Source organism: Bradyrhizobium yuanmingense (assembly GCF_900094575.1).
Lineage (GTDB): Bacteria > Pseudomonadota > Alphaproteobacteria > Rhizobiales > Xanthobacteraceae > Bradyrhizobium > Bradyrhizobium yuanmingense.
Window position 1 is genome coordinate 91,499 of sequence record NZ_FMAE01000006.1, and the last position, 25,359, is coordinate 116,857.

30 protein-coding genes and 1 riboswitch are annotated in these 25,359 nt (G+C 65.5%); of the genes, 18 read left to right on the forward strand and 12 right to left on the reverse strand.

The window, feature by feature from the left end:
• Positions 1-27 precede the first annotated feature (27 nt).
• From GA0061099_RS21730 to GA0061099_RS21740, 3 genes are all read right to left on the reverse strand, one after another.
• Positions 28-726, reverse strand: a complete 699-nt coding sequence (locus tag GA0061099_RS21730; RefSeq protein WP_036027216.1) for a glutathione S-transferase family protein — start codon at positions 724-726, stop codon at positions 28-30.
• A 114-nt stretch (positions 727-840) separates the two neighbouring features.
• A complete protein-coding gene (locus tag GA0061099_RS21735; RefSeq protein WP_036027215.1) occupies positions 841-1,071 on the reverse strand; it encodes a hypothetical protein in 231 nt (76 codons plus the stop codon).
• Complete coding sequence (locus tag GA0061099_RS21740) at positions 1,068-1,847, reverse strand: sulfite exporter TauE/SafE family protein (protein ID WP_036027212.1); 780 nt, start codon at positions 1,845-1,847, stop codon at positions 1,068-1,070. Before GA0061099_RS21740 ends, GA0061099_RS21735 begins: the two co-directional genes overlap by 4 nt.
• Positions 1,848-2,160: 313 nt before the next feature.
• Here GA0061099_RS21740 and GA0061099_RS21745 point away from each other — a divergent pair, with 313 nt between their 5' ends.
• The 4 genes from GA0061099_RS21745 (at position 2,161) to uvrB (ending at position 6,748) form a co-directional block, all read left to right on the forward strand.
• On the forward strand, positions 2,161-3,075 hold the full coding sequence (locus tag GA0061099_RS21745) for a LysR substrate-binding domain-containing protein (protein ID WP_074448039.1): 915 nt from the start codon (positions 2,161-2,163) through the stop codon (positions 3,073-3,075).
• A 104-nt stretch (positions 3,076-3,179) separates the two neighbouring features.
• Positions 3,180-3,401, forward strand: coding sequence for a hypothetical protein (locus GA0061099_RS21750; RefSeq protein WP_036027200.1), 222 nt, complete (start codon positions 3,180-3,182; stop codon positions 3,399-3,401).
• Between the two features lie 53 nt (positions 3,402-3,454).
• Entirely contained in the window at positions 3,455-3,682 is a 228-nt protein-coding gene (locus GA0061099_RS21755) for a hypothetical protein (protein ID WP_036027199.1), read from the forward strand.
• Positions 3,683-3,775: 93 nt separating this feature from the next.
• Positions 3,776-6,748 carry an excinuclease ABC subunit UvrB gene (uvrB, locus tag GA0061099_RS21760; protein WP_074448040.1) on the forward strand — a complete coding sequence of 991 codons (2,973 nt, stop codon included), beginning with the start codon at positions 3,776-3,778 and terminating at the stop codon, positions 6,746-6,748.
• A 37-nt stretch (positions 6,749-6,785) separates the two neighbouring features.
• On the opposite strand, the gene GA0061099_RS21765 is transcribed toward uvrB, so the two are convergent.
• A complete protein-coding gene (locus tag GA0061099_RS21765; protein WP_036027197.1) occupies positions 6,786-7,172 on the reverse strand; it encodes a hypothetical protein in 387 nt (128 codons plus the stop codon).
• Positions 7,173-7,518: 346 nt separating this feature from the next.
• Here GA0061099_RS21765 and GA0061099_RS21770 point away from each other — a divergent pair, with 346 nt between their 5' ends.
• From GA0061099_RS21770 to GA0061099_RS41290, 5 genes are all read left to right on the forward strand, one after another.
• Positions 7,519-7,959 carry a nuclear transport factor 2 family protein gene (locus GA0061099_RS21770; protein ID WP_036027203.1) on the forward strand — a complete coding sequence of 147 codons (441 nt, stop codon included), beginning with the start codon at positions 7,519-7,521 and terminating at the stop codon, positions 7,957-7,959.
• A 202-nt stretch (positions 7,960-8,161) separates the two neighbouring features.
• Positions 8,162-8,602, forward strand: a complete 441-nt coding sequence (locus GA0061099_RS21775) for a nuclear transport factor 2 family protein (protein ID WP_036009417.1) — start codon at positions 8,162-8,164, stop codon at positions 8,600-8,602.
• A gap of 372 nt (positions 8,603-8,974) precedes the next feature.
• A complete protein-coding gene (locus tag GA0061099_RS21780) occupies positions 8,975-9,883 on the forward strand; it encodes a hypothetical protein (protein ID WP_050996010.1) in 909 nt (302 codons plus the stop codon).
• Between the two features lie 217 nt (positions 9,884-10,100).
• Positions 10,101-10,523, forward strand: coding sequence for a hypothetical protein (locus GA0061099_RS21785; RefSeq protein WP_036027195.1), 423 nt, complete (start codon positions 10,101-10,103; stop codon positions 10,521-10,523).
• Between the two features lie 323 nt (positions 10,524-10,846).
• Positions 10,847-10,984: a hypothetical protein gene (locus GA0061099_RS41290; protein ID WP_007614812.1), complete on the forward strand. Its 138-nt coding sequence runs from the start codon at positions 10,847-10,849 to the stop codon at positions 10,982-10,984.
• Between the two features lie 38 nt (positions 10,985-11,022).
• Here GA0061099_RS41290 and GA0061099_RS41295 read toward each other — a convergent pair whose 3' ends face one another.
• The 3 genes from GA0061099_RS41295 to GA0061099_RS21795 all read right to left on the reverse strand — a co-directional run bounded on the left by GA0061099_RS41295 (position 11,023) and on the right by GA0061099_RS21795 (position 12,298).
• A complete protein-coding gene (locus GA0061099_RS41295) occupies positions 11,023-11,169 on the reverse strand; it encodes a hypothetical protein (RefSeq protein WP_036009412.1) in 147 nt (48 codons plus the stop codon).
• A gap of 197 nt (positions 11,170-11,366) precedes the next feature.
• A complete protein-coding gene (locus GA0061099_RS21790; RefSeq protein ID WP_036027193.1) occupies positions 11,367-11,846 on the reverse strand; it encodes a MaoC family dehydratase in 480 nt (159 codons plus the stop codon).
• The gene (locus GA0061099_RS21795; RefSeq protein WP_036027191.1) at positions 11,846-12,298 is read right to left on the reverse strand and encodes a MaoC family dehydratase; all 453 of its coding nucleotides are present in this window, start codon (positions 12,296-12,298) and stop codon (positions 11,846-11,848) included. The genes GA0061099_RS21790 and GA0061099_RS21795 overlap by 1 nt, the downstream gene beginning before the upstream one ends.
• Positions 12,299-12,476: 178 nt before the next feature.
• Between GA0061099_RS21795 and GA0061099_RS21800 the strand changes: the two genes are divergently transcribed.
• On the forward strand, positions 12,477-12,773 hold the full coding sequence (locus tag GA0061099_RS21800; protein WP_028134403.1) for a DUF4282 domain-containing protein: 297 nt from the start codon (positions 12,477-12,479) through the stop codon (positions 12,771-12,773).
• 114 nt (positions 12,774-12,887) lie between these two features.
• Here GA0061099_RS21800 and ychF read toward each other — a convergent pair whose 3' ends face one another.
• From ychF to GA0061099_RS21820, 4 genes are all read right to left on the reverse strand, one after another.
• Complete coding sequence (ychF, locus tag GA0061099_RS21805; protein ID WP_036009406.1) at positions 12,888-13,985, reverse strand: redox-regulated ATPase YchF; 1,098 nt, start codon at positions 13,983-13,985, stop codon at positions 12,888-12,890.
• 123 nt (positions 13,986-14,108) lie between these two features.
• Positions 14,109-14,714: an aminoacyl-tRNA hydrolase gene (gene pth, locus GA0061099_RS21810; RefSeq protein ID WP_036009403.1), complete on the reverse strand. Its 606-nt coding sequence runs from the start codon at positions 14,712-14,714 to the stop codon at positions 14,109-14,111.
• A gap of 58 nt (positions 14,715-14,772) precedes the next feature.
• On the reverse strand, positions 14,773-15,489 hold the full coding sequence (locus GA0061099_RS21815) for a 50S ribosomal protein L25/general stress protein Ctc (protein ID WP_074448041.1): 717 nt from the start codon (positions 15,487-15,489) through the stop codon (positions 14,773-14,775).
• A 338-nt stretch (positions 15,490-15,827) separates the two neighbouring features.
• Positions 15,828-16,091 (reverse strand): accessory factor UbiK family protein, encoded by a 264-nt coding sequence (locus GA0061099_RS21820; RefSeq protein ID WP_036027178.1) that lies wholly within the window; start codon positions 16,089-16,091, stop codon positions 15,828-15,830.
• A 198-nt stretch (positions 16,092-16,289) separates the two neighbouring features.
• Between GA0061099_RS21820 and lgt the strand changes: the two genes are divergently transcribed.
• The 5 genes from lgt to GA0061099_RS21845 all read left to right on the forward strand — a co-directional run bounded on the left by lgt (position 16,290) and on the right by GA0061099_RS21845 (position 20,988).
• On the forward strand, positions 16,290-17,135 hold the full coding sequence (gene lgt / locus GA0061099_RS21825) for a prolipoprotein diacylglyceryl transferase (protein ID WP_036027175.1): 846 nt from the start codon (positions 16,290-16,292) through the stop codon (positions 17,133-17,135).
• A 20-nt stretch (positions 17,136-17,155) separates the two neighbouring features.
• Positions 17,156-18,274: a class I SAM-dependent methyltransferase gene (locus GA0061099_RS21830; protein WP_036027174.1), complete on the forward strand. Its 1,119-nt coding sequence runs from the start codon at positions 17,156-17,158 to the stop codon at positions 18,272-18,274.
• The gene (gene pgeF / locus GA0061099_RS21835) at positions 18,271-19,038 is read left to right on the forward strand and encodes a peptidoglycan editing factor PgeF (RefSeq protein ID WP_036027172.1); all 768 of its coding nucleotides are present in this window, start codon (positions 18,271-18,273) and stop codon (positions 19,036-19,038) included. The genes GA0061099_RS21830 and pgeF overlap by 4 nt, the downstream gene beginning before the upstream one ends.
• Before the next feature lie 187 nt (positions 19,039-19,225).
• Positions 19,226-19,840, forward strand: coding sequence for a hypothetical protein (locus tag GA0061099_RS21840; RefSeq protein WP_036027171.1), 615 nt, complete (start codon positions 19,226-19,228; stop codon positions 19,838-19,840).
• A gap of 194 nt (positions 19,841-20,034) precedes the next feature.
• The gene (locus GA0061099_RS21845) at positions 20,035-20,988 is read left to right on the forward strand and encodes a ribose-phosphate pyrophosphokinase (RefSeq protein WP_036009398.1); all 954 of its coding nucleotides are present in this window, start codon (positions 20,035-20,037) and stop codon (positions 20,986-20,988) included.
• 123 nt (positions 20,989-21,111) lie between these two features.
• Here GA0061099_RS21845 and GA0061099_RS21850 read toward each other — a convergent pair whose 3' ends face one another.
• Positions 21,112-21,669, reverse strand: a complete 558-nt coding sequence (locus GA0061099_RS21850; protein WP_036027167.1) for a 6,7-dimethyl-8-ribityllumazine synthase — start codon at positions 21,667-21,669, stop codon at positions 21,112-21,114.
• A gap of 78 nt (positions 21,670-21,747) precedes the next feature.
• A riboswitch (FMN riboswitch) is annotated at positions 21,748-21,906 on the reverse strand.
• Between the two features lie 432 nt (positions 21,907-22,338).
• Between GA0061099_RS21850 and GA0061099_RS21855 the strand changes: the two genes are divergently transcribed.
• From GA0061099_RS21855 to GA0061099_RS21865, 3 genes are all read left to right on the forward strand, one after another.
• Positions 22,339-22,839: a type III secretion system chaperone family protein gene (locus GA0061099_RS21855; RefSeq protein ID WP_036009392.1), complete on the forward strand. Its 501-nt coding sequence runs from the start codon at positions 22,339-22,341 to the stop codon at positions 22,837-22,839.
• 248 nt (positions 22,840-23,087) lie between these two features.
• Positions 23,088-23,912: a pyrroline-5-carboxylate reductase gene (gene proC / locus GA0061099_RS21860; protein WP_036027164.1), complete on the forward strand. Its 825-nt coding sequence runs from the start codon at positions 23,088-23,090 to the stop codon at positions 23,910-23,912.
• 67 nt (positions 23,913-23,979) lie between these two features.
• Positions 23,980-25,341 (forward strand): NAD(P)H-dependent oxidoreductase, encoded by a 1,362-nt coding sequence (locus GA0061099_RS21865; RefSeq protein WP_036027138.1) that lies wholly within the window; start codon positions 23,980-23,982, stop codon positions 25,339-25,341.
• Positions 25,342-25,359: the final 18 nt, after the last annotated feature.

Here is a 25,359-nt window from a genome sequence, read left to right on the forward strand (position 1 = left end):
CGCTGCGCTCCATCCGGGCTACGAAGTTTACACCTCATGTCCCGGCGACTTCCGCGCCATGCGGTCGAACGCATCCAGCAGCCTCTCGCGCCAGGCATAGACTGGATCATCCGCTTCGAGCAGCTTGAACGGGCTGACCACGCGCGCCCATTGGAATCCGCCGAACACGATGTAGTCGGCGTAGTTCGGTGCCTGCCCGCCGAGAAAAGGCTGCGTCTTGAACGTCTGCCGCATGATCTCGAGCGATTTGCGGAACGCGACGACGCCGGCATCGCGGCCCGCCATGATCTCCTCGAGCGTCTTGCCGCCGAAGCGCGCCTCGCGCGACTTGCGGAAATAGGCGGCATCGACCTCATTCAGATTGTTCGGGATGTCGGCGATGATGAGCGGAAAGATGCCGCCGACGATGGCGATGTCGCCCCACGCATTGATCATGCGCGCCATCGCGCGGCCGCCCTCGCCGCCGAACAGCGACGGGCGATCCGGAAAAGTGTCCTCGAGATAGTTCGCGATGGTCCAGGAATCCACCACCGCCCTCTCGTGATGCAGCAGCACCGGGACCTTCTCCGAGCCGTGCGGCGCGATCGCGCTCTTCTCGGTGAAGCGCCAGGGCAGCGATTCCGCCGCAAGGCCCTTGTGCGCCAGTGCCATCCGCGTGCGCCAGCAATACGGGCTGAAGGGGCGCGCGGGATCGGTGCCGACGAGTTCGTAGAGTTTGAGCGACATTGAGCAGTGCTCCGTCATTGCGAGCGCAGCGAAGCAATCCAGGCTGCCGCCGCGGTGACATTCTGGATTGCTTCGCTTGCGCTCGCAATGACGATGTGGAGAGAGGTGTGCGCGTCACCGCCCGTTCCCGCGCAACAGCCTCTCGCCGCCTTCCGTCACCGCGATCACCAGCCCGAGACCGGCAATCGTCTCGCGCGCGACATAGCCGCGCTCGGCGGCGTCCTCCCAGATGGTGAGGCGCGGGCACGAGGTCTTCCAGGTCGCGATCACCTCGGCATAGGCGCGCGGCTCGCGCGCGACCCATTCGACGAAGTCCAGCACCAGCGGATCGGCGTTACAGCTCATTGCAAACCTCCCTTGTCGAAGGCGGCCAGAACCGGCGCACGCAGCAACAGCCAGCCGCCGTGGACGATGTAGTAGCAGGCGATGGTGGTGATCAGCTTGTTGGACCAGGCGATGAACTGCTGGTCGGTCATGGCTTCGAGGATGCGCCGCGCCAGCGTGGTGCCGAGCATCGAGGCTGCGATGGCGACGGCAGCGAGCACGGGATCGAGGCCCGCGGCCTGGTCGATGATGCCGCCGAAATAGATCAGCTTGGTGAAATGGCTGACGACCTGGCACATCGCTTTGGTCGCCACCTTCTCGCGCCGGCCGAAATCGCCGCCGAGGAAGAAGGTGTCGAGCAGCGGGCCGGAGACGCCGGTCATCAGCATCAGGCCCATGCAGATCGTGCCGTAGACCGTGCCCTGCCAGAGGCTATCAGGGTCCGGCTTGATGTTCGCCGGCAAAAGCCGCGCCATGAACGGGGTGATGCCGAGCAGCAGCAGCGCGACCGGCTTGTCCGGCACGTAGCGGGTCAGCGACCACGCCGCGAGCGCCACGGCCGCGCCGACCATATAGTTCGCAACCGGCCGCCAGCGGATATGCGCCCGCCACAGGAACGCGCGCCAGCCGTTCGAGGCCATCTGCGTGATCGCATGCAGCACCATGGCGGTCGGCAGCGGCATCAGGGCCAGCAGCACGCCGATCAGGATCAGCCCGCCCGCCATGCCGAACAGCCCCGACAGGAACGCGGTGGCCACCATCAGCAATCCGAGGGCAGCGATCATGATGGGCGTCACGAGGAATTCTCCGGTGATGGCACGGACAGTCAGGGAGGCACGCTGTCTCACTCCCTCGCCCCGCTTGCGGGGAGAGGGTGGGGTGAGGGGGAGTCTCCGCGGGGACGGTGAGAGTGAGACTCGCGGAGAGTCCCCCTCACCCGGAATTTGCTAGCGCAAATTCCGGCCTCTCCCCGCAAGCGGGGAGAGGCGAAGATCGCGGTGGCCGCCTGGAACACAACTTGGAATTACACTCGTTGTTGTGCCTCGCTTGCGCCTCTTCCGCAAACTGAGATATCTTGCCCTGGCATCAGCTTTCCTGAGGGTGGGTCATTTGCGGCGGCTGCTGTTTCTCAACGGCATCAAGGCGTTCGAGGCGGCGGCGCGGACCGGCAGCTTTGCTGCGGCCGGGCTGGAGCTGAGCGTATCGGCGGCCGCCGTTAGCCGCATGGTGCACCTGCTCGAAGAGCGGCTCGGCGTCGCATTGTTCGAGCGTAAGGCCAACAGGCTCGTGCTGACGCAGGCGGGCCGCGCCTATCAGAGCGGGCTGACCCCGATCTTCGATGCGCTGGCGAGCCTCACGGCGCAGGTGACGGCGCCCGCCAGCGTGCGCGTGCTCACCATCGGCGTCGGCCACACCTTTGCGATGCGCTGGCTGATCCCGCGCCTGTCGGAGTTTCGCAGCGAGGAGCCCGACATCGAGGTGCGCTTCACCACCGGCGGCGCCGCGGTGCCGTTCGGCGAGGACTGGAACTGCGGCATCAAGCTCGGCACCGGCGACTGGCCCGGCCTCGTCGCCGAGCCGCTGTTCGCCGGTGATCTCACCCCCGTCTGCGTGCCGCGCCTTGCCGGCGGATTGAAACGCCCGGCCGACCTGAAGGGACCGAGCCTGATCCGCGTCGCGCACTCACCCGAGGACTGGCCGATCTGGCTGAAGGCGGCGGGGACAGCGAGGATCAACGCGCGCGGGCCCGAGTTCCAGTTCTACGGCCAGGCGCTGCAGGCCGCGGCCGACGGGCTCGGCATCGCGATGGGCATCCGCCCCTATATCGACGACGATCTCGCGGCCGGCCGGCTGGTGGCGCCGTTCGACCTCTCGGTGCCCAAGGGCATGCGCTGGTATCTGCTCTATCGCAGCTTCCAGACCGAGCAGCGCGACTTTGCCGCCTTCCGCCGCTGGATCATGCGGGCGGCATCGGAACCTGCCGCCCGTCCACGGCGGATCGGCCGCGCCGCAGCGCGGAACTGAAGCCCGGCGGGCAAAAAAGCCGCCTGCTTGTGAACGGCTTCACATCCCAAATTCCGCAGACGTGGTCTCGTGACCCTCCGAAAAGAAACGTGGGACCTACACTCATGACGACCCTCTACGACGGCTTTGACATCGAATCCTTCGAAGCTGGCAAGGGGCTGTGGCACGCGCGGATCCGCCGGGCCGATCTCAGCCCGGTGGCCATCGACGGCGTGCTGTTTCCGGCCATGGAAGTCGGCTTCGCCTGGCCCGATCGCGATGCCGCGATTGCCGATGCCAAGCACCACATCGATCGTTTCCGGCGGCGGGCCGGCGAGGACGAATAGGCGGTCCGGAGGCCGACCAGAGACAGGGCGGCGAAAAAAGGGGGGAACCGGTCATGTCCATCATCGAAACCGATGCAGTGCAGCCGCGGATTTACGCCCGCGCAGTGCTGTCCAACTGCCCGGAATGCGACGGCGCTCTCTCGGTGCTCCGCGTGATCGGCGGCCGTGCCGGATGCGAGTACTGGGCCATGCGCTGCACCGACTGCGGCGGCATTCATCTCGACATCCTCGAGCCGAATGTCACCGCCGGAGACGACGAGGGGCCGCTGCCGGCGGCGTGAACCGCAGGGCTGCTGCCAACCTGCTGTCAGCAGCCTGCATCGCCAGGGGCATTCACCCTTTATTGCGGGGCGGACTCGTCCCATATTCGCCTGATGGCGAAGAAACCTGCATCCTCCGAAAAATCCAGCAAATCCCCCAAGACCAAGGCTCCGAACTCGAAGGCGCATCGCCCCGACGTGCAGCCGATCGGGCCGGCGCTGGCTGAACTGCTGAATCCCGCGATCAATCGCGGCGATGCCGGACTTGGCTCGGGCACCGGCCTGCAGCCGCCGCCGGATAATTCGCGCGACCGCCGCGCCGGGGGCGAGGCCGCCGCGCATCGCGCGCGGGCTTCGACGCCGAAGGAGTTTCCGCAAGATGCGGCGCGGCCGATGCCGCTGCGGCCCAATCCGCAGCCGCCGGGCGCCCGTCAGTCCGGCGAGCTTGCCGGGCTGGAGGAGGCGCCGCAGGCCAATTACGGAACTGCGGCCACCATCCCGACGCTCGATCCGGAACTGGCGCGGCAGCTCGGCCTGCCCACCGAGGAGGACGATGCCGAAGCGCTGGCGCGTCCGCCGCGTTCCAAGATGGAGGCACTGGGCGTCAAGGCCACCGCGGATGCGCTGGAATCGCTGATCCGCGAGGGCCGGCCGGAATTCCGCAAGGGCGACGGCTCCATGAAGGTGTGGACGCCGCACCGGCCGCCGCGCCCGGAGAAGTCCGAAGGCGGTGTCCGCTTCGAGATCAAGTCGTCCTACGAGCCGAAGGGCGACCAGCCGACCGCAATCGCCGAGCTGGTCGAGGGCATCAACCGCAACGACCGTTCGCAGGTGCTGCTGGGCGTCACCGGCTCCGGCAAGACCTACACCATGGCCAAGGTGATCGAGGCGACGCAGCGCCCGGCCCTGATCCTGGCGCCGAACAAGACGCTGGCCGCCCAGCTCTATGGCGAGTTCAAGAACTTTTTTCCGGACAACGCGGTCGAGTATTTCGTCAGCTATTACGACTACTACCAGCCGGAAGCGTATGTGCCCCGCACGGACACGTACATCGAAAAGGATTCCTCGATCAACGAGCAGATCGACCGCATGCGACACTCGGCGACGCGCGCGCTGCTCGAACGCGACGACGTCATCATCGTCGCGTCGGTGTCCTGCATCTACGGTATCGGCTCGGTCGAGACCTACACCGCGATGACCTTCGCGCTGAAGAAGGGCGAGCGCATCGACCAGCGCCAGCTGATCGCCGACCTCGTCGCGCTGCAGTACAAGCGTACCCAGGCCGATTTCACCCGCGGCACGTTTCGCGTGCGCGGCGACGTCATCGACATCTTTCCGGCTCACTATGAAGACCGCGCCTGGCGCGTGAACCTGTTCGGCGACACCATCGAGACCATCGAGGAGTTCGATCCGCTCACCGGCCACAAGCAGGACGAGCTCGAATTCATCAAGATGTACGCCAATTCGCATTATGTGACGCCGCGCCCGACCTTGGTGCAGGCGATCAAGTCGATCAAGTTCGAATTGAAGCAGCGGCTCGACCAGCTCAACAACCAGGGCCGCCTGCTGGAAGCGCAGCGGCTAGAGCAGCGCACCACCTTCGACCTCGAAATGATGGAGGCGACGGGCAGCTGCGCCGGCATCGAGAACTATTCGCGCTACCTCACCGGCCGCCGCCCCGGCGAGCCGCCGCCGACGCTGTTCGAATACGTGCCCGACAACGCGCTGATCTTCGCCGACGAAAGCCACGTCACCATCCCGCAGATCGGCGCCATGTTCCGCGGCGACTTCCGCCGCAAGGCGACACTGGCCGAATACGGCTTCCGCCTGCCCTCCTGCATGGACAACCGCCCGCTCCGCTTCGAGGAATGGGACATGATGCGGCCGCAGACTGTCGCGGTGTCGGCGACGCCGGGCAGCTGGGAGCTGAACGAGAGCGGCGGCGTGTTCGTCGAGCAGGTCATTCGCCCCACCGGGCTGATTGATCCTCCCGTTGATATTCGCCCCGCCCGCACGCAGGTCGACGATCTCGTCGGCGAAGTGCGCGCCACCGCGCAGGCGGGCTATCGCTCACTGATCACGGTCCTCACAAAGCGCATGGCGGAGGACCTCACCGAATATCTGCACGAGCAGGGCATTCGCGTCCGCTACATGCACTCGGACATCGACACGATCGAGCGCATCGAGATCATCCGCGACTTGCGTCTCGGTGCCTTCGACGCGCTGGTCGGCATCAACCTCTTGCGCGAAGGTCTCGACATCCCCGAATGCGCCCTGGTCGCCATTCTCGACGCCGACAAGGAAGGTTTTCTGCGCAGCGAGACCTCGCTGATCCAGACTATCGGCCGTGCCGCGCGCAACGTCGACGGCAAGGTGATCCTCTATGCCGACCAGATGACGGGATCGATGGAGCGCGCCATCGCCGAGACCAACCGCCGCCGCGAGAAGCAGGTCGAGTACAACAACGCCAACGGCATCACGCCGGAGAGCGTGAAGAAGCAGATCGGCGACATCCTCAACTCGGTCTACGAGCGCGACCACGTGCTGGTCGAGGTCGGCGGTCACGACATGACCGACGACGTCATCTCGATCGGCCATAATTTCGAAGCCGTGCTCGCCGATCTCGAAACGAGGATGCGCGAGGCCGCCGCCGATCTGAACTTCGAGGAAGCCGCCCGCCTGCGCGACGAGGTCAAGCGCCTGCGCGCGACCGAGCTCGCCGTGGTCGACGACCCCACCGCCAAGCAGCGCACCGTCGCGACCAAGGCGGGCGCCTATGCAGGAGCGAAGAAATACGGCGATGCCGCCAACCTCCCGGTCAGCGCCATGAAGAACAAGAGTGCCGCAACCGCGCTCAAGGCCGGCGGGGCTAAGGGCTCCCGCGTGCACAAGCCGCATCTCGACGAGATGCACGGCCCGGAGTCGTTGCCCTATCGCGAGAGCCGCGCGCTGCCGTCAAAGCCGTTCGGCAGCACCAGCAGGATCATCCAGCCGACGGATTCGCGGCAGTCGGGACCGGAGTTCGGGCCCGCGCCGAAGTCGACGGGCGGGGCACCGGGGCGAAGGGGTGGGTGGAAGAAGAGGTAGACGCGTAGGTTTATCGGCGACGTTCGTGGTTACCCCCTCACCCCACGCTCGCCGCCACCACGGCCATCACCGACAGCAGCAGCACGATCGTCACCAGTTGCAGCGAGGCGACGGGCTGGGTGCGCCAGGCCGTGATTTTGTCGGAGAGCGACAGATGGGCCTCGAAGAATTTCGGCTCGTAGACGGTCTTGAACAGGTGCGGGAAGCTCGGGCCGAGGGTCACGGCGATCAGGGCGTGGGTGAACGAGGCGAAGGCGACGAAGATGGCGACGCCGGGATCGCCGACGAGGTCGTGGTCGCCGCAGAGCTTGAGCAGGAAGGCCGATGTGGCGAAGGTCGGGAAACTCTGTAGGGTCGCGGTCAGCGCGAGGCCTTCGAGCGCGTTATGCAGGCGGGACTTTCTCGTGGCGGCGATGGTGGCCATGGCACGTCTCCCTGATGACTTGGGGATGACGGTAGCGGCGTCTGGACAGGCGCGACGTGAGATGGATCACGCGGGCCGGCGATGCCGGCTGCGTCTCTCCCCTCCACGTTCACCCAAGCTTCGGCGCACGAGAGCGGGCCGCCTATGTTCCCGGCGCGCGGCTTTGCGGGTTCGTCCACGCGGGCTTGCACACCAAGCAGCCGAAGACGCCGCGAACCCCATGAACCGGGCATTGCGCTCGCACGTCAAAACCTCTGCAAACATCCCTGTGATCTTGCGGATTGCGCCGGCGTGAGACCACGCGCTAGGCTTGCAAAAGGCACAAGACCAAGGAGGGCGGATGGCAATGACGGTGGAGCAGCTGAATCGCCAACGCGTCGTGCACCTGCTCGATGCCTTCGCGCGCGGCGATATCGAGACGGCGCTGGCCAGCTGCACCGACGACGTCTATTTCCTCACCCACGCCCCGATTGACGTGCTGCCACATCTGGTGCCGCGCCAGGGCAAGCAGGAGCTGCGCGAGCTGTGGCAGACGGTCTGGTCGCGCTATTCGGAGGTTCGTTACAAGACGCCGCATATCGTCGCCGAGGGCGAGGCCGTCGCGACCTACATGCACGCTTTTTTCAAGAAGCGCAGCAACGACCGCATCGTGCAGTTCGACATGGCGGTGTTCTACACGTTTCGCGGCGGACTGGTGGCGGAGATGCGCGAGATCATCGATTCCTACGACCTGGTGCAGCAGGTGCTGGAACGGGAGATCGGGCCGCTGATTGCCGGGGCGGACTGAGCGCCGGGACCCGGACAATTACGGGGTTGTATTGTAAATCTCACAAAACCCGTTCAAGTGTGCATTGCGAAAACGTGAATTGCGTTTTGGCCGAAATCTGCTAATTTGTTCGTATACAAATGAGTTGAGCCCTGGCGCCTTGGTGCGCATGGGGTTGTTTGCCGTTTTTTTTTCCGTAAAGCCAGCTTCAGGACTGCCCCAAATGACAGAGCACAGCCTCTGGCGTTTCTCGCGTGCGTTGCACCGCGCGATCAACGACCGGGATTTTAGGGATATCGAGGCCCTGATCGACGAGGACGTCGAGTGGGCGCTCTACGGCCCGATCGACATGTTTCCGTTCCTCGGCGCGCGCCAGGGCAAGGATGCCGTGCTCGACGTCATCCGCCAGCTCGCCGACAATTTCCAGGTCCGCCGCTTCGACCGCGAGAGCATCATGCTGGGCGTGGATTCCGCCGCCTCGATGGTGCGCTATTCGCTTACGGCGCTGGATTCCAACAAGCCGATCAGCCTGCGCGTGGCGCAGTTCGCCCAGTTCAGGGCCGGCAAGCTGATCAGCATGCGGGTGCTGATCGACACCTTCGACCTGGTCGAGCAGGCACTCGGCCGCGCCATTCATCTGCCGAAGATGACCAGCGTCGGCTAACGAATGATCCGGACCTGAAGGGCCGCGTTAGCGCAAAGTGCGAAGCGGTTTTCCGAGAAGATCATGCGCAAACAACAACCTGAAGCGCGGTGATGATCATCGCGCTTCAGGGGGGACGCCAACGGGCCCCGCTGTTCGGGACCGATGACGAGGCGATCGCGACGTCCTGGCCTCCAGCCCCGCCGGATGCCGTCGCATCACGAACCTGTCATCGGGCGCGCGCCTTTCGCGCGGCCCGTTGGTTCGCCTTCCCTTGCGAACCGCCACAATTCCGCAACGATAAACCGGCACTTTCAGCGCCGGAATGGCGCATGGTCATTGCAACCGCTATAGTGGGGCGGACAGCATGCGCTGGGGTTCGCGGGCAGGACGATGGAATTCTCGACAGGGTTTGGCTGGACCAGGCTGCCGTTGCTGGCGGCCGCATTCATCTTGAGCTCGGTGCTGACGTTACAGGCACAGATCATTCCGCCCTTCTCCTCACCCGCATCCGACGACGAGGCCGAGGCGGCCGAAGCCCCCGACGTCAATGATCCCGACATCATGAAGGGCATCGACGTCGACAAGCTCGACTGGAGCCAGATCGCGGTCGATGCCGGGACCGGCATCGACCCGATGGCCGCCAAGAAGCGCGCGCAGGCCGCCGCCAGGGAAGGCCTCGACTGGTCGTCGAATCCCAATGCCAACGGCTCCTCGGCGGTGACCGTGAAGCAATCGGTGTCCTCGTTCTGGGATACCCGAGTCGGCGCCGACATGACGCTGGCGAGCGAGCCCAGGACGATGTCCGAGCTGCTGGCGCAGAAGGCCACCAACGGCGGCAACCTGCCGCAATCCTCGGGCAGCGCCTGGGCGACGGCAACCGCGCCGGGCGCGGGCGCGATCTGGGACAAGACCGCGGTGGAAGCCAGGGTCGATCCCGGCGCCGAGCACAGCAAGATCGGGGCGTCGCTGACCAAATCGATGCCGCTGTCGGGCGACACCTCGCTGACGCTGCAGAACGGCTACAGCGTCAACCAGCAGGGCACCAGTGCGGTCCCCGGCATCGGCGGCCACGTCACGCGCAATTACGAGACCGACCAGAGCGCCAAGGTCACCGTGACCGACACCGGCACCAGCATCGTTGCCGGCCAGACGCTGTCGACCACCGACGACAAATGGCTGCGCAAGCTCGGCGCCGAGCAGAAGCTGTTCGACAACGTCACCGTATCAGGCTCGGTCGGTGAAACCTCGCAAGGCACGCTGAACAAGAGCGTGACGGCGGGCTTCAAGAAGAGCTGGTGAGGCCGGCGCCTCTCCCCGCCTGCGGGGAGAAGGCCATCACCGCGGCAGCATTCACCCTTCCCTAACCATACGCCACGGCAAAACCCCCGAATGGTCCGGCCTTGCCGCATCTCGGCCCATTTGCGGTCAAAATCGGACGCCCTGATACGGCCTGCCTCACAGACGTCGTCGTGCGGGGGAGACTCGCGCTGCGCTCAACGCGAACAGGGGAACAACGATGAACGCCATGCGTCCTGAAAAGGTCGAAGCCACCGAGACCGAGACGGTCGACACCAACCTCGCCGCCGTGACCGAGGTCGAAGCCGGCATCCGCGACTTCGTCCGCAACGACATCGCCTATCTGCGCCGTCCGGCCGCGACAACCGCCGACGCGCCGCCGCTCGACCCGAGCGCGGAAGCCACCGTCAACAACGTCAACTCGCTGATCCAGCGCGTCGCCGGCACCTCCCTCGCCGAGATCGAAAATTTGATCTCCGAGCTCGAGAGCCTGCGCGACCTGCTCCACGCCGAAGGCCAGCGCGTCCAGCGCGAGATCTCCGGCTACGCCCAGCTCAGCCAGGCCGCGATGAAATCGACCCGCATGATCGCCGACAACGTCGCGCAGTGGAAGCGCGCCGCCGACGGCCTGCGCAACAGCTGATCGCCGGTACGAACGCATCATTGGCCGCCGCGTTCCGGAAGGGAGCGCGGCGGTTTTGATTTGTTGGTGGGTCACGCAGCCGTTTCTCCAACACAGGTGTCATCACCCGCCTGTGCGCAATTGCGCACAGGGGCGGGTGATCCAGTATTCCACCAGCGCCGGTGATTGAATCGATAGGCCGCGGCGTACTGGATGCCCCGGACAAGCCGGGGCATGACAGCGGAGAATGTGGCGCGGCCAACGGCCACCATTGAACCCTCCGGCCCACCCCGGCGACCAACGCCAAGCGCCCGTGCTACGGCCGGGCTCAGGGGACATTTCAGATGGAAAGCATTCGGCCCGACACCACGGACCCGATCCCGTTGCGGCCCGCGCCGAATCAATTCGGCACGATCATGCTGCGCTTTGTCGGGCTGCTGGCGGTTGCGATCGCCATCCTGGCGTTCGTCTATAGCCGCTGAGCTGCGGCCGGATGCCGGCCGCGATCGTTAACGAATTCTTACCGGGCCGCTTCCGCCGTCGAGGCTTCCAGCGTGTAGGCGCCATCGGCGTAGCCCTTCGCCACCATGCCCGCGACCAGCATCACGGCCAGCGTCGCGGTCGCGAAGATGAATCCAACAAATTTGAGTGCGCCGCGATCAGCCATGGTCCTCGTCCCCTGTCGTCTGCCTATTCGTTTCAAATAGACAGCGACAGGTTCATAATTAGTTAGCAACTGACTGGTTCCGCGAAACTGCTTCGCCGTAACCATGTTGCGCAGGCTTATGGCAGCCACCCGGAATCGCGTCCATAGCGCGCGGGCAACACTCGCGCACTCATTTGCCCGTTCATCTTGGAACAGATCTAACCGCCCTTGCGCAGCGGCACGAAGGCGGAGGCGGTGATGGAATAGACCTCCTCGCCGCGCTGGTTGGTGCCGGTGGTGCGGGCCGTCAAAATGCCCCAGCCGGGACGGGAGGCGGAGGCGCGCTTGTCGATGACTTCATTGACGTAAGCGACGGTGTCGCCGGCGAGCACCGGCCTGATCCAGCGCAGGTCGCGAAAGCCCGGCGACGGGCCCCACACCGCGACCTCCTCGCCGCGCGAGGCGGCCTCGCGTGCCAGGCGCTGGCCGTCGGCGACAAGCAGGCTCATGCAGGCCGAGCCGACATGCCAGCCCGAGGCCGCGAGCCCGCCGAACAGCGAGTTCTTGCCCTCCTCCTCGTCGAGGTGAAAGCGTTGCGGATCGAACTTGGCGGCGAAGGTCTTGATCTTTTCCGCCGTGAACGTATAGGCGCCGATCTCGCGGCGCTGACCGATCGCGATGTCTTCGAAGAACCGCATCAGGCCGCTCCCTCGCGCCGCTTGATCAGGATCGGCGAGGTCATCTCGGCGAGCGCCTGCCCCGCCGCATTGCGCGCGGTGCATTTGAACTTGACAATGCCGAGCTCAGGTCGGCTCTTCGAGGCCCGCGCCTCCAGGACATCGACGTCGAGCGTGAGATCGTCGCCGGGCCGCAGTGGCGACAGCCAGCGCACCTCGTCGACGCCGGGAGATCCCAGTGACGCGGCGCGCGTGATGAAGCCGTCGGCCATCATCCGCATCATCAGCGAGCACAGGTGCCAGCCCGAACCGGACAGGCCGCGCAGCATGCTCTCAGCTGCTGCCGCCTCGTCGAGGTGCATCGGCTGCGGATCGAACTCGGCGGCAAAGGCCAATATCTCGTCGCGGGTGACGTGGCGCGGGCCGAACGTTCCGAACCGGCCAGGCGGGAAATCTTCGAAGGTCAGGGTCATCTCGGAAAGCTTTGCGGGAATGACAGATTGTGGCCGCACTTTGCGGCAATCTCAACCCGCCGGCCCGCATGGCTCGTGCTACATACTTGAGATCGGCGTTGATTTGAGTCGGATCGATCGACGGCCGAAGCCCGATTTGAAGTCCCGATTTGCCTTGCGATTTGCCTTGGGGAGAGCAATGTTCTCATTCAGCGACCTGTTCCAGTGGGACCGCTTCATCACGCCGACGATCATCAAGACCTTCTACTGGCTGGTGATCGCGCTGATCTGCCTGTTCGGGCTCTCCGGCATCTTCTCAGGGTTGGCCGCGATGGCGATCAGCCCATTCGGCGGCTTCCTGGTGCTGCTGTCGTCGATCGCCAGCGTCGTGGTCGGCATCGTGTTCTCGCGCATCGTCGCGGAGCTGATCCTGATCGTCTTCCGCATCAACGAGCATCTCGGCGCGATCCGGGACCAGGGATCAGGGATGCGGTGATTCCCGTCATTCCGGGGCGCCTCGAAGAGGCGAGCCCGGAATCCATTGAGCCACAGAACAAGCGTATAGATGGATTCCGGGCTCGCGCTTCGCGCGCCCCGGAATGACCAGCTCCTACGTATTAAACCTGAAATGCATCACGTCGCCGTCGGCGACGACGTAATCCTTGCCTTCGAGGCGGAGCTTGCCGGCATCGCGGGCACCGGCTTCGCCGCCGAGCGCGACGTAATCGTCATACGCGATGGTCTCGGCGCGGATAAAACCCTTCTCGAAATCGGTGTGGATCACGCCGGCCGCCGCCGGCGCCTTGGTGCCGCGATAGATGGTCCAGGCGCGCGCTTCCTTCGGGCCCACGGTGAAGTAGGTGATGAGGTCGAGCAGGGTGTAGCCGGCGCGGATCAGGCGATCGAGGCCGGCTTCTTCGAGGCCCAAGGTCTCCAGGAAGTCCGCGCGCTCGTCACGCGAGATGGTCGCGATCTCGGATTCGATCTTGGCGGAGATGACGACGGCAACCGCGCCCTCCTTCGCCGCCTGCTCCTCGACCGCCTTGGAGAAGGCGTTGCCTGTCGCGGCCGAGCCTTCCTCGACGTTGCAGACATAGAGCACGGGCTTGGACGACAGCAGGCCGAGCATCGAGAAGGCCCGCTCCTCCTCCGCCTTGCGCTCGACGAGGCGCGCGGGCTTGCCTTCGCGCAAGAGCACCAGGGTGCGGTTGACGAGATCGAGCTGCTCCTTGGCGTCCTTGTCGTTGCCCTTGGCCTTCTTGGTGAGATTGTCGACGCGCTTCTCGAGGCTGTCGAGATCGGCGAGCATCAGCTCGGTCTCGATGGTCTCGATGTCCGCGAGCGGGGCGATCTTGCCTTCGACATGGGTGATGTCGGAGTCTTCAAAGCAGCGCACGACATGCGCGATGGCGTCGACCTCGCGGATATTGGCCAGGAACTGGTTGCCGAGGCCTTCACCCTTGGAGGCGCCGCGCACGAGGCCTGCGATGTCGACGAAGGTCAGCCGGGTCGGGATGATCTGGCCCGACTTGGCGATGGCCGCGAGCTTGTCGAGCCTGGGATCGGGCACGGCGACCTCGCCGACATTCGGCTCGATGGTGCAGAAAGGATAGTTCGCGGCCTGCGCCGCGGCCGTCTCGGTCAGCGCATTGAACAAGGTCGACTTGCCGACATTGGGCAATCCGACGATCCCGCATTTGAATCCCATGGTGGTCCTGGCCTCCGCGCTTCGCGCGCAAATGTCTTTCGAACTCGTCATGCGCGGGCTTGATCCGCGCATCCATCGTCTTCGAAGGATGGATCGCCGGATCAAGTCCGGCGATGACAGGTGTTATTCCTTGCCGTTCTCGTCCTTGGTCAAAAACCCCTTCGCCTGCATGGCCAGATGCACCCTGTTGGCGAAGGTCGCGTCCGTGCCCTTGGCAAGCAGCGCGGCATGCTCGGCCACCGCATCGCAGAGCGTCGCCACCCATTCGTTGTCGGCCTTGGCGAAGTCCGACAGCACATGGCCGTGCACCAGCTCCTTGACGCCGGGATGACCGATGCCGAGCCGCACCCGGCGATAATCGTTGCCGATATGCGCCGAGATCGAACGCAGGCCGTTATGGCCGGCAATGCCGCCGCCGATCTTCACCCGCACCTTGCCTGGCGGCAGCTCGAGCTCGTCGTGGAACACGGTGGTGTCGCCCGCGGCGATCTTGAAGAAGCTCGCCGCTTCCTGAACGCTGCGTCCGGACTCGTTCATGTAGGTCGTGGGCTTGAGCAGGATCACGCGCTCGGGTCCGAGCGCACCTTCCGAGGTCTCGCCCTGAAAGCGGCGGCGCCACGGCGCAAAACCATGACGCCGCGCGATCTCGTCGACGGCCATGAAGCCGATATTGTGCCGGTTACGTGCGTATTTCGCGCCGGGATTGCCGAGCCCAACAAAGAGTCGCATGACGCGGCGCGCCCCCCGCTCGGCGCGCGGTCAAGGACCGCGCGCCAGCTTCGAGAGATTACTTCTTCTTGTCGCCGCCGGCGGGAGCCTTGGCAGCAGCGGCAGGAGCAGCAGCCGGAGCCGCGGCACCAGCGGCCGGAGCAGCCGCAGCGCCCGGGGCCGCACCAGCAGCGGCAGCCGCAGCAGCGGCCTTCTGCTCTTCGGCGTAACCGGACGGCGGCACGATGGTGACGAGGGTCGCGTCCTCGCGGGTCAGCGCCTTGACGCCGGCCGGCAGCTTGACGTCGGCCAGATGCAGGGAGTGACCGATCTCGAGCGCGCCGACATCGGCCTCGATGTATTGCGGGATGCTCTCGACGCCGCATTCGAGCTCGATCGCATGCGCGACGATGTTCACGGTGCCGCCGCGCTTCACGCCCGGAGAGGTTTCGGCCTTCACCACGTGCAGGGGAACGCTGATGCGGATGGTGGCGCCTTCGCCCAGCCGCAAGAAGTCGACATGGATCGGGAAGTCCTTGACCGGGTCGAGGTGATAGTCGCGCGGAATGACGCGGTGCTTCTTGCCCTCGAGGTCGATGTCGACCAGCGTGGTCAGGAACCGGCCGGCAAGGATGCGCTGGCGCAGTTCACGATCCTCGATCGAGATCGTCAGCGGGGGCTGGTTGTTGCCGTAGATCACTCCGGGCACTCGCCCGGCGCGACGCTCAGCCCGGGCGGCCCCCTTGCCGCTCTTCGGACGTGCGGTCGCCTTCAATTCCTTGACGGTCGTCGCCATGTCGTTAAGTCCTTGTTTTTGCAAAAGTTAATGGGCCGCAAGGCGGCCCATGGCATAGTCCACAGCAAGCCTCCAGGGGTGCGGGGGCCGCGGACGTGGCGGGCTTTTACCCGGAAGCTGCGGAAATGACAAGGAGAATGGGCTGGTACCCTCCCCTGGAGGCCCGGGTCCTTACCCTCCCTTGGAGGGGGAGGATCGGCTCATATGGAGCGTAGCAAAACGTGAGCCGGGGTGGGGTGACAGTCTCTCGATCGAGGCGGTGCCCGAGTGGAGAGATCACCCCACCCCGGCGCTACGCGCCGACCCTCCCCCTCCAGGGGAGGGTAAGAGACCGCGCTTTACGACGTCGGGGTCCCCCCGAGCTTCGCCTCCAGCGCTGCGAGCCGCGCCTTCAGGGCTTCGTTCTCCTCGCGCGCCAGGCGCGCCATGTCCTTGACCGCCTCGAACTCCTCGCGCTTGACGAGGTCCATGTCGCGCAGGAATTTTTCGGCCTGGCTGCGTATCACGGAATCGAACTCGCGCTTGACGCCCTGGGCAGCACCGGCGGCGTCGTTCATCAGGCGGCCGATCTCGTCGAAAAACCGGTTGTTGGTCTGGGTCATTGTGGGCCTCCGATAAACTTTGCGCGAACACGCAGAATGACAATGGCAATCCGACGGGGCCGGTTCAAGAGCGAAGCGGCGGTATCCTTGTCATGCGCCGGTTTCCTTGCAATCGTATTCAACGTCCCTGCATAAGAGGAATCACGGGGCGTCTGCCGGCGCCGACCGCCGCGATCCCGCTTGGACACAGAAGGCGCGATGCCGTTTCTGCTCATCGACTTCCCCGCCTTCAACCCGATCGCGCTCGAGATCGGTCCGTTCGCGATCAAATGGTATGCCTTGGCCTATATCTGCGGCATCGTGTTCGGCTGGCTTTATGCCCGCGCGCTGCTGAAGAGCGAACGCCTGTGGGGCGGACCCGCGCCGATCTCGCTGCTTCAGATCGACGACTTCATCCTGTGGGTCACGCTCGGCATCATCGTGGGGGGCCGCGCCGGCTACGTGCTGTTCTACAACCTGCCCTTCTTCATCGATCATCCCGCCGCGATCTTTAAGTTGTGGGAGGGCGGGATGTCGTTCCACGGCGGCTTCCTCGGCTGCGTCGTCGCGGTGATGTGGTTCGCCTGGCGCAATGGCATCTCGATCCTGTCGCTCGGCGACATCACCACCGCGGTCGCCCCGGTCGGGCTGTTGCTCGGACGCATCGCCAATTTCATCAACGGCGAATTGTGGGGCCGCGCCACCGACCCGACCCTGCCCTGGGCGATCATCTTCCCCAACGATCCGACGCAGTTGCCGCGGCATCCGAGCCAGCTCTACCAAGCCGGCATGGAGGGCATCCTGCTGTTCACGGTGCTCGCGATCATGATCCGGTTCGGTGCCTTAAAGCGCCCCGGCATGATCCTCGGCGCCTTCATCCTGGTCTATGGTCTGGCCCGCATCGCCGGCGAGCATTTCCGCGAGCCGGACGCGCAGCTCGGTTTCCTCTGGGGCGGATTAACCATGGGCATGCTGCTGTCGATCCCGATGCTTATCGTCGGCCTCATTCTTATTGTATTGGCAGTGAGGCGCGGTGCGCCGACGCCCGTCCAGGCCATTCGTTAATTCATTTCGAGAAGATCGCCGTGACCGACCAGCCGCTGCTCAACGAGATCAAGGCGCTGATCAAATCTTCCGGGCCCATGCCGGTCTGGCGGTACATGGAACTGTGCCTGATGCATCCGCGCTACGGCTATTACGTCTCGCGCGATCCGCTCGGGCGCGAGGGCGACTTCACCACGGCGCCCGAAGTCAGCCAGATGTTCGGCGAGCTGTTGGGGTTGTGGACCGCCTCGGTCTGGAAGCAGATGGGCTCGCCGCAGTTCCTGCGGCTGATCGAGCTCGGCCCCGGCCGTGGCACCATGATGGCGGATGCGCTGCGCGCGCTCCGCGTGCTGCCCCCGCTCTACCAGGCGCTCCACATCCACATGGTCGAGGTCAATCCCGTGTTGCGGGACCGGCAGAGCGCGACGCTCGCCAACGTGCGCAACATCGCCTGGCACGACAGCATCGACGAGGTGCCGGAGGGCCCGAGCATCATCCTCGCCAACGAATATTTCGACGTGCTGCCGCTCCACCAGATGGTCCGGCTCGAGAACGGCTGGCACGAGCGCGTGATCGAGATCGATCCCAACGGCAAGCTTCAGTTCGGCGCGGCGCCGGAGCCGACGCCTCGCTTCGACGTGCTGCTGCCGCCCCTGGTGCGCGCCGCCCCCATCGGCGCCGTGTTCGAGTGGCGCCCCGACGGCGAGATCATGAAGCTTGCCACGCGCGTGCGCGACCAGGACGGCGCGGCGCTGATCATCGATTACGGCCACCTCCGCAGCGACGCCGGCGACACGTTCCAGGCGATTGCGCGCCACACCTTCGCCGATCCCTTGAAGGCGCCGGGCCAGGCCGACGTCACCGCCCATGTCGATTTCCAGGCGCTGGCGCGCGCGGCCGAGGATGTCGGCGCGCGCGTGCATGGGCCGGTGACGCAAGGCGACTTCCTCAAGCGGATCGGCATCGACACCCGCGCCGCCGCCTTGATGCAGAAAGCAGCGCCCGACGTCGCCACCGACATTTCGGTGGCGCTCAGGCGCCTGACCGATACCGGGCGTGGCGGCATGGGCTCGATGTTCAAGGTGCTCGGCATCTCGGAGCCGCGGCTGGCAAGCCTTGCCGGCCTCAGCGATCTCGAACAGACAGGAGAGGCCTCATGACGATAGCTTCGTCGCTGCTGTCGGCCGTGCCCGGCCTGCGCCATGCCTTCTTCACCCGCGAAGGCGGCGTCTCCGGCGGCATTTATTCCGCGCTGAACGGCGGGCTCGGCTCCAACGACGATCAGACCCTGGTCGCCGAGAACCGGCGCCGCATGGCCGAGCATGTCGGCGTTGCGCCCGAGCGCTTCCTCAGCCTGCACCAGATCCATTCGCCCGACGTGCTGGTTGCCGAGGCACCGTGGCCGAGCGGGCCACGGCCGAAGGGCGATGCGCTGGTGACGAAGACGCCAGGCATCGCGCTCGGCGTCTCCACCGCCGATTGCGGGCCGGTGCTGTTCGTCGATCCCCAGGCGCGCGTGATCGGTGGCGCGCATGCGGGGTGGAAGGGCGCACTGACGGGCGTGCTGGAATCCACCATCGCGGCGATGGAGCAGCTCGGCGCCACGCGCGGCGGCATCATCGCCGCGATCGGCCCCTTGATCCGCCAGGACAGCTACGAGGTCGGCAACGAGTTCGTCGCGCGCTTCATCGAACAGGATGCCGAGAACGCTGTGTTCTTCATCCCCTCGGTGCGCGAGGGCCACGCGATGTTCGATCTCGCCGGCTTCATCCGCAAGCGGCTCGAGGCCGCCGGCATCCTGATGATCGACGATCTCGGCCTCGACACCTACGCCGACGAGCGCTTCTTCAGCTATCGCCGTTCGGTCCATCGCAAGGAGCCGGATTACGGCCGTCACGTTCACGCGATTGCGCTGGATGGGTGAACACAGGGGCAACCCCGTGTCACTCCGGGGCTCGCGAAGCGAGAACCCGGAATCCATCGTGCGGCAATTCACGCGGCGAAATGGATTCCGGGTTCGATGCTTGCGCATCGCCCCCGGAATGACAGTGGGGATGTGTCGCGCCTGCCCTAGACCTTAATCGATTTTAACGATATCGCTGCCCTCCATAATGAGGGACGCGTCATTCATCTTCCACCGCGCGGGTTCGCGCGTGCTGGCGGTCATGCTGCTGGCAGCGGCGGCCGCGCTGGGCGGCTGCGCCGGCGGCGGCAGTGCCGTCAATTCCTATGCGATGGCGCCGAGCGCCGGCAGCGGGGCCACTATCGCCTTCGAATCGATCGACGGGCCACCTCCGCAAGTGTTCGACCGCATGGTCGGCGTGCTCGACAGCGAATCCAAGCTGCGCAGCCTGTCCGTGGTCTCCCGCGAAGGTACGGCTGCCTATCGCGTGCGCAGCTACCTCTCCGCCCAGGTGGTGCGCGGCAAGACCGTGATCGCCTGGGTCTGGGACGTCTACGACGCCAACCAGCAGCGCGCGCTGCGTCTCTCCGGCGAGGAACCGACCTCGGCCAAGGGCGGGCGCGACGCGTGGTCGGCTGCCGACGACCTCGTGCTGCGGAAGATCGCCCAGGCCGGATTCAGCGGACTTTCCAACATGATCAACGGAACGCCGGATGCACCCGGCGCGGCTCCGGCATTGCGGGGACCGGCGGTGGCCAGCGTCGTCAAGGACGCTCCCGCGCAGGACATGCCGGCATCAGCGCTCGGCTATGCCGAGCAATAACCCCCGCTAAACCACGGCCTCAACTTGCGGCCAAGCCGTTGGCCCGACTCAGGATTTTCGAAGGGAAAACGTAGCATCCCGGGTTGCCATCGCGGCCTTCCGCCTGATATTTCCTCGCCCGTCGTAACCGTGCTGCCAGCGGGTATTCTCAGATGTTGAAGGTCGTATCCAGCAAAGCGCGGGAGGAAGCGTCCATGTCGGCCAAAAACGGCTCCATCAAGCTCGTCGCCGGCAACTCCAATCCGGCCCTCGCCCAGGCGATCGCGCAAGGGCTCGACCTGCCGCTGACCAAGGCGGTGGTGCGGCGCTTCGCCGACATGGAGATCTTCGTCGAGATCCAGGAGAACGTCCGCGGCTCGGATGCCTTCGTCATCCAGTCGACCTCGTTCCCCGCCAACGACCATCTGATGGAATTGCTCATCATCACCGACGCGCTGCGCCGCTCCTCGGCGCGCCGCATCACCGCAGTGCTGCCCTATTTCGGCTACGCCAGGCAGGACCGTAAATCAGGCTCGCGCACGCCGATCTCGGCCAAGCTCGTCGCCAACATGATCACGCAGGCCGGCGTCGACCGCGTCATGACGCTCGACCTGCATGCCGGCCAGATCCAGGGCTTCTTCGACATCCCGACCGACAACCTGTTCGCCGCGCCGCTGATGGTGCGCGACATCAAGGACAAGTTCGACCTGACCAAGACGATGGTGGTCTCGCCCGACGTCGGCGGCGTCGCCCGCGCGCGCGGCCTCGCCAAGCGCATCAACACCCCGCTCGCGATCGTCGACAAGCGCCGCGAGCGGCCGGGCGAGTCCGAGGTCATGAACGTGATCGGCGACGTCTCCGGCCACACCTGCATCCTCGTCGACGACATCGTCGATTCCGGCGGCACGCTGGTGAACGCGGCCGATGCGCTGCTCGCCAAGGGCGCCAAGGACGTCTACGCCTACATCACCCACGGCGTGCTCTCCGGCGGCGCGGCGGCGCGCATCGCCGGCTCCAGGCTGAAGGAGCTGGTGATCACCGATTCGATCCTGCCGACCGACGCGGTGACCAAGGCGCCGAACATCCGCACCCTGCCGATCGCCAGCCTGATCTCGGATGCGATCGCGCGCACGGCGGCGGAAGAATCGGTGTCGAGCCTGTTCGACTGATTTGATCTAGCACCGTCATTCCGGGCGGCGCGTCACCGCCGAACCCGGAATCCATCTTGCAGCAATCCGTGTCGATCAATGGATTCCGGGCTCGCGCTGCGCGCGCCCCGGAATGACCATTGCCTACCCCACGATCCCCGCCGCGACCTGGCCGCGCAGGCGCTCCAGGCCGTGCAACGTCTCCGCGCAGGCGGTCGCGACTTCGACGCCCTTGATCGCAAAGTGCTTGCGGAAGAAATCGTAGTGCACCTCGGTCTCGTGGAATTGCTGCGGCGTCAGCACGGCCGAGAACACCGGCACCTCCGTCCGCAGCTGCACGTCCATTAGCGCCTTGATCACGGTGTCGGCGACGAATTCGTGGCGGTAGATGCCGCCGTCGACGACGAGACCGGCCGCGACGATCGCGGTGTAGCGCCGCGTCTTGGCGAGGACCTGCGCGTGCAGCGGGATCTCGAACGAGCCCGGCACCTCGAACACGTCGACATGGGTGAGGTGGCGGGCTTCCGCCTCCTTCATGAAGGCGATGCGGGCTTCCGCGACCACGTCGCGGTGCCAGCAGGCCTGCACGAAGGCCACCCGCTGCGGCTTCGCGAAGCGCGGATGCGCAGGGGCCGGATCCACGGGAACCGGCGGCGGCGTTTGGGACGTTTCGGTTTGGGGGTCTTGCAGCATCTGATTCATGGCTTTCCTCGGTTTAAGGACCAGAATCAGGGCACACGGAACGACAAACAGCCGCATCGTCTCGATGCGTCTGCCAGCGACCGTTCTCTTTCATCCGGACTTTAACCGTCGGCTTCGGAGTTGCACCGAATCTGCTGACCCTTCCGTTCGGGATAGCCCTCGCGGAAGGCGCTCGCGGGCTTGGGCCGTTCGGCCCTTACCGCCGGTGGGGACTTTCACCCCGCCCTGAGAACATCGGCCGTCCGGGATGAACGGCCTATCAGGAAATATGCCGCCGCCGGGCAGTCGCGGCAAGCATGTTCCGCATGGGCCAAGCGCATGGTCCCATGCCCGCACGGCGGTCCGGCCCTCGCCTCACGGAATTTGCGGCGAGCTTTTTTGCCGAATCCGATTCCGGTTTGTTCTCGTCCGTTAAGAATTGTGGCGGAGATGAGCTGTGGACGAACGAGTCCTGGCTTGTGGACGGACTCGCGACCCCGTTGCGCAGATTCCGCAAATCACATCACTTGATCCGCGACAGGCCTGCGCTGATCCGAGGGATCGCAACAGCGACTCCGAGGGGATTGCAAAGGCTGATCCGAGGGACGCCGCAGCGACGTTTAGGGAGTGCGCGCCGGGCCCAACCGCGTGCGTATCAAAGACAACAAGAAGGCAAGAGGTCGAGACGGCATGTCCCTGCTCGAAGGCACTATCGATTCCAGAAACCATCCGCTCGCGGTGGTCGAGGACATCGCCGCCAGCAACAACTGGCCGTTCGAACGCTCCGGCGAGGACGAGCTCACGATTGTCTCCAAGGGACAATGGACCGACTACCAGCTCTCCTTCACCTGGATGGGCGAGATCGAGGCGCTGCATCTGGCCTGCGCCTTCGACATGAAGATTCCGCCCGCGCGCCGCGGCGAGGTGCAGCGGCTCGTTGCCGCCGTGAACGAACAGCTGTGGGTCGGCCATTTCGACCTGTGGACCACCACCGGCATGGTGATGCACCGCCAGGCCCTGGTGCTGCCGGGGGGCCTCACCGCCTCGCCGGCGCAATGCGAGGTCATGCTTGCCGGCGCCATTCATGCCTGCGAGCGCTACTTCCCCGCGTTCCAGTTCGTGGTGTGGGCCGGCAAGAGCACGGCGGAGGCGATGGACGCGGCAATGTTCGATACGGTGGGCGAGGCGTAGGGCCTCCCAAGGCGCGAGGGCGGCAGCTCCCTCCCCACGTCATCCCGGACAAGCGCGCCCAAAGCGCGCGCCGATCCGGGATCCATACCGCGTGATGGCCACTTGTGGCACGCGGCTTGTTGCCGACACCTCGATCCACTAGAACCGCCTTGTGGTTATGCGACGAGCAATCGCTCGCGCAGGGATCCCCGCCCCCCGTGCGCAATTGCGCACTAGGCGGGGATGACAGCAAACGCGTGGCAACGGCGATGGCAAACAACCCTCTTCAAAACGTCACCGGCACAATCCTGCTTGCCGGCGCCGGCAAGATGGGCGGCGCGATGCTGACCGGATGGCTTTCGGGCGGACTCGATCCGCGCCGCGTCGCGGTGATCGAGCCGCACATTGCGCCCGAGATCTCCGCGCTGGCCGCCAAGGGCGTCGTGCTCAATCCTGATGTGAGCGCCGCCGGCGCCGTCGAGACGCTGGTCGTGGCGGTGAAGCCGCAGATGTTCCGCGAGGCCGGCGCCAGGCTGAAGCCGTTCGTCTCGGACAAGACGTCGGTGGTCTCGATCATGGCGGGCACCACGATCGCCTCGCTCCAAGAGGTCTGTGGCGGCGCCGTGGTGCGCGCGATGCCGAACACGCCGGCAGCGATCGGCCGCGGCATCACCGTCGCTGTTGCCGCGAACAACGTCAGCGCCGCGCAGCGCGCGGTGGCGGATGCGCTGCTGCGCGCCACCGGCTCGGTCGAATGGGTAGAGGACGAAGGATTGATGGACGCGGTCACCGCCGTGTCCGGCTCGGGCCCGGCCTATGTGTTCCTGCTCGCCGAAGAGCTCGCCCGCGCCGGCGTCGAAGCGGGATTGCCGGAGGCGCTGGCGACCAAGCTCGCCCGCGAGACCGTCGCCGGCTCCGGCGAGCTGCTGCACCAGTCGGAGCTGCCGTCCAGCGCCCTGCGCCAGAACGTCACCTCGCCCGGCGGCACCACGGCCGCCGCGCTCAGTGTGCTGATGGGCGAGCCGGGCCTGCGCGAACTCATGATCCGCGCCATCGCCGCGGCCACGCAGCGGTCGAAGGAATTGGCGAAGTAGACGGATCAGAGCGCTTCGGCGGCCGAATGCGCGGCGATCCCGGTCGTTGCCGATAGGGAGAGCAATCGTGAACCTCTACGCGAAACTTCTCGAACGACAGGCCGAGCGGCGCCCCATCAAAATCGGACTGATCGGGGCGGGCAAGTTCGGCGCAATGTATCTCCATCAAGTCCTGCGTACGCCGGGCGTCCATCTCGTTGGAATTGCTGACCTGTCCCCATCGCGTGCCCGCGAAAACCTGTACCGGGTGGGGTGGCGCCCGGAGCAGTTCGCCGCGACCTCACTCGGGGATGCTCTCAAGTACGGCACGACCTTCCTGACCGACGACTGGGAAGCGCTTGTGAAGTGCGAAGGCATCGAGGTGATCGCAGAGTGCACCGGCAATCCTGTCGCGGCGGTCGAGCACTGCCTCGGCGCCTTTTCTGCAGGCAAGGCCGTCATCAACGTGACCGTCGAAGCCGACGCCTTCTGCGGACCGATCCTCGCGCAGAGAGCCAGGCAGGCCGGCGTGATCTACAGCCTGGCCTATGGCGATCAGCCGGCTCTCGCTTGCGACCTCGTAGATTGGGCGAGGGCCTGCGGTTTTCCCGTCGTGGCAGCGGGCCGTGGCCACAAATGGCTGCCGCATTACCGGGAATCGACGCCCGAAACGGTCTGGGATCACTGGGGATTGTCTGCAGAGCAAGCTGCGCGCGGGGGCATGAATCCAAAAATGTTCAACGCGTTCCTCGACGGCTCCAAGCCTGCGATTGAATCTGCCGCGATCGCGAACGCAACCGGCCTGGAGGCGCCCTCGCATGGCCTTGCATTCCCACCGGGATCGGTCGACGACATCCCCACGCTGATGCGCCCCCGTTCGGAGGGCGGCATCCTGGAATCCAAGGGCCAGGTCGAGGTCGTATCCTGCCTGACGGCCGAAGGCAGGCCCATCCCCAACGACATCCGCAAGGGCGTGTGGGTCTGTTTCGAAGGCGACAGCGATTACATCCGCAACTGTTTCCAGGAATACAGCGTCGTCACCGATCCGAGCGGTCGTTACATGAGCTCCTACAAGAAGTGGCATCTCATAGGGCTGGAGCTTGGAATTTCAGTTGCCTCGATCGCTCTGCGCAATGAGGCGACAGGCGTCGCCACGACGTTCAACGCCGATGTTGCTGCCACAGCCAAGAAGGACTTGCGCGAGGGAGACATGCTCGACGGAGAAGGCGGCTACACCGTCTTCGGCAAACTGACGCCCGCCAGCACCTCCCTTGAAAAGCGCTATCTGCCACTCGGGCTTGCGCACAATGTGCGATTGACCAAGGCGGTAGCCAAAGACACGTGCATCACCTGGGCGGATGTGGCGATTGACGAGAGGCTGTCTGCCGTGCGTCTCCGCAGGGAGCAGGAAACGTCGTATTCGTCTCCAAAAGCGCGGAAGGTGGATTAGGCGAAATCCACAGCCGCG

What these genes read in the sequence shown, in the direction of transcription:
- GA0061099_RS21730 (WP_036027216.1), bottom strand. Translation starts at nt 726, where the DNA reads ATGTCGCTCAAACTCTACGAACTCGTCGGCACCGATCCCGCGCGCCCC.
- GA0061099_RS21735 (WP_036027215.1), bottom strand. Translation starts at nt 1,071, where the DNA reads ATGAGCTGTAACGCCGATCCGCTGGTGCTGGACTTCGTCGAATGGGTC.
- GA0061099_RS21750 (WP_036027200.1), top strand. Translation starts at nt 3,180, where the DNA reads ATGACGACCCTCTACGACGGCTTTGACATCGAATCCTTCGAAGCTGGC.
- GA0061099_RS21755 (WP_036027199.1), top strand. Translation starts at nt 3,455, where the DNA reads ATGTCCATCATCGAAACCGATGCAGTGCAGCCGCGGATTTACGCCCGC.
- uvrB (WP_074448040.1), top strand. Translation starts at nt 3,776, where the DNA reads ATGGCGAAGAAACCTGCATCCTCCGAAAAATCCAGCAAATCCCCCAAG.
- GA0061099_RS21765 (WP_036027197.1), bottom strand. Translation starts at nt 7,172, where the DNA reads ATGGCCACCATCGCCGCCACGAGAAAGTCCCGCCTGCATAACGCGCTC.
- GA0061099_RS21770 (WP_036027203.1), top strand. Translation starts at nt 7,519, where the DNA reads ATGACGGTGGAGCAGCTGAATCGCCAACGCGTCGTGCACCTGCTCGAT.
- GA0061099_RS21775 (WP_036009417.1), top strand. Translation starts at nt 8,162, where the DNA reads ATGACAGAGCACAGCCTCTGGCGTTTCTCGCGTGCGTTGCACCGCGCG.
- GA0061099_RS21780 (WP_050996010.1), top strand. Translation starts at nt 8,975, where the DNA reads ATGGAATTCTCGACAGGGTTTGGCTGGACCAGGCTGCCGTTGCTGGCG.
- GA0061099_RS21785 (WP_036027195.1), top strand. Translation starts at nt 10,101, where the DNA reads ATGAACGCCATGCGTCCTGAAAAGGTCGAAGCCACCGAGACCGAGACG.
- GA0061099_RS41290 (WP_007614812.1), top strand. Translation starts at nt 10,847, where the DNA reads ATGGAAAGCATTCGGCCCGACACCACGGACCCGATCCCGTTGCGGCCC.
- GA0061099_RS41295 (WP_036009412.1), bottom strand. Translation starts at nt 11,169, where the DNA reads ATGGCTGATCGCGGCGCACTCAAATTTGTTGGATTCATCTTCGCGACC.
- GA0061099_RS21790 (WP_036027193.1), bottom strand. Translation starts at nt 11,846, where the DNA reads ATGCGGTTCTTCGAAGACATCGCGATCGGTCAGCGCCGCGAGATCGGC.
- GA0061099_RS21795 (WP_036027191.1), bottom strand. Translation starts at nt 12,298, where the DNA reads ATGACCCTGACCTTCGAAGATTTCCCGCCTGGCCGGTTCGGAACGTTC.
- GA0061099_RS21800 (WP_028134403.1), top strand. Translation starts at nt 12,477, where the DNA reads ATGTTCTCATTCAGCGACCTGTTCCAGTGGGACCGCTTCATCACGCCG.
- ychF (WP_036009406.1), bottom strand. Translation starts at nt 13,985, where the DNA reads ATGGGATTCAAATGCGGGATCGTCGGATTGCCCAATGTCGGCAAGTCG.
- pth (WP_036009403.1), bottom strand. Translation starts at nt 14,714, where the DNA reads ATGCGACTCTTTGTTGGGCTCGGCAATCCCGGCGCGAAATACGCACGT.
- GA0061099_RS21815 (WP_074448041.1), bottom strand. Translation starts at nt 15,489, where the DNA reads ATGGCGACGACCGTCAAGGAATTGAAGGCGACCGCACGTCCGAAGAGC.
- GA0061099_RS21820 (WP_036027178.1), bottom strand. Translation starts at nt 16,091, where the DNA reads ATGACCCAGACCAACAACCGGTTTTTCGACGAGATCGGCCGCCTGATG.
- lgt (WP_036027175.1), top strand. Translation starts at nt 16,290, where the DNA reads ATGCCGTTTCTGCTCATCGACTTCCCCGCCTTCAACCCGATCGCGCTC.
- pgeF (WP_036027172.1), top strand. Translation starts at nt 18,271, where the DNA reads ATGACGATAGCTTCGTCGCTGCTGTCGGCCGTGCCCGGCCTGCGCCAT.
- GA0061099_RS21840 (WP_036027171.1), top strand. Translation starts at nt 19,226, where the DNA reads ATGAGGGACGCGTCATTCATCTTCCACCGCGCGGGTTCGCGCGTGCTG.
- GA0061099_RS21845 (WP_036009398.1), top strand. Translation starts at nt 20,035, where the DNA reads ATGTCGGCCAAAAACGGCTCCATCAAGCTCGTCGCCGGCAACTCCAAT.
- GA0061099_RS21850 (WP_036027167.1), bottom strand. Translation starts at nt 21,669, where the DNA reads ATGAATCAGATGCTGCAAGACCCCCAAACCGAAACGTCCCAAACGCCG.
- GA0061099_RS21855 (WP_036009392.1), top strand. Translation starts at nt 22,339, where the DNA reads ATGTCCCTGCTCGAAGGCACTATCGATTCCAGAAACCATCCGCTCGCG.
- proC (WP_036027164.1), top strand. Translation starts at nt 23,088, where the DNA reads ATGGCAAACAACCCTCTTCAAAACGTCACCGGCACAATCCTGCTTGCC.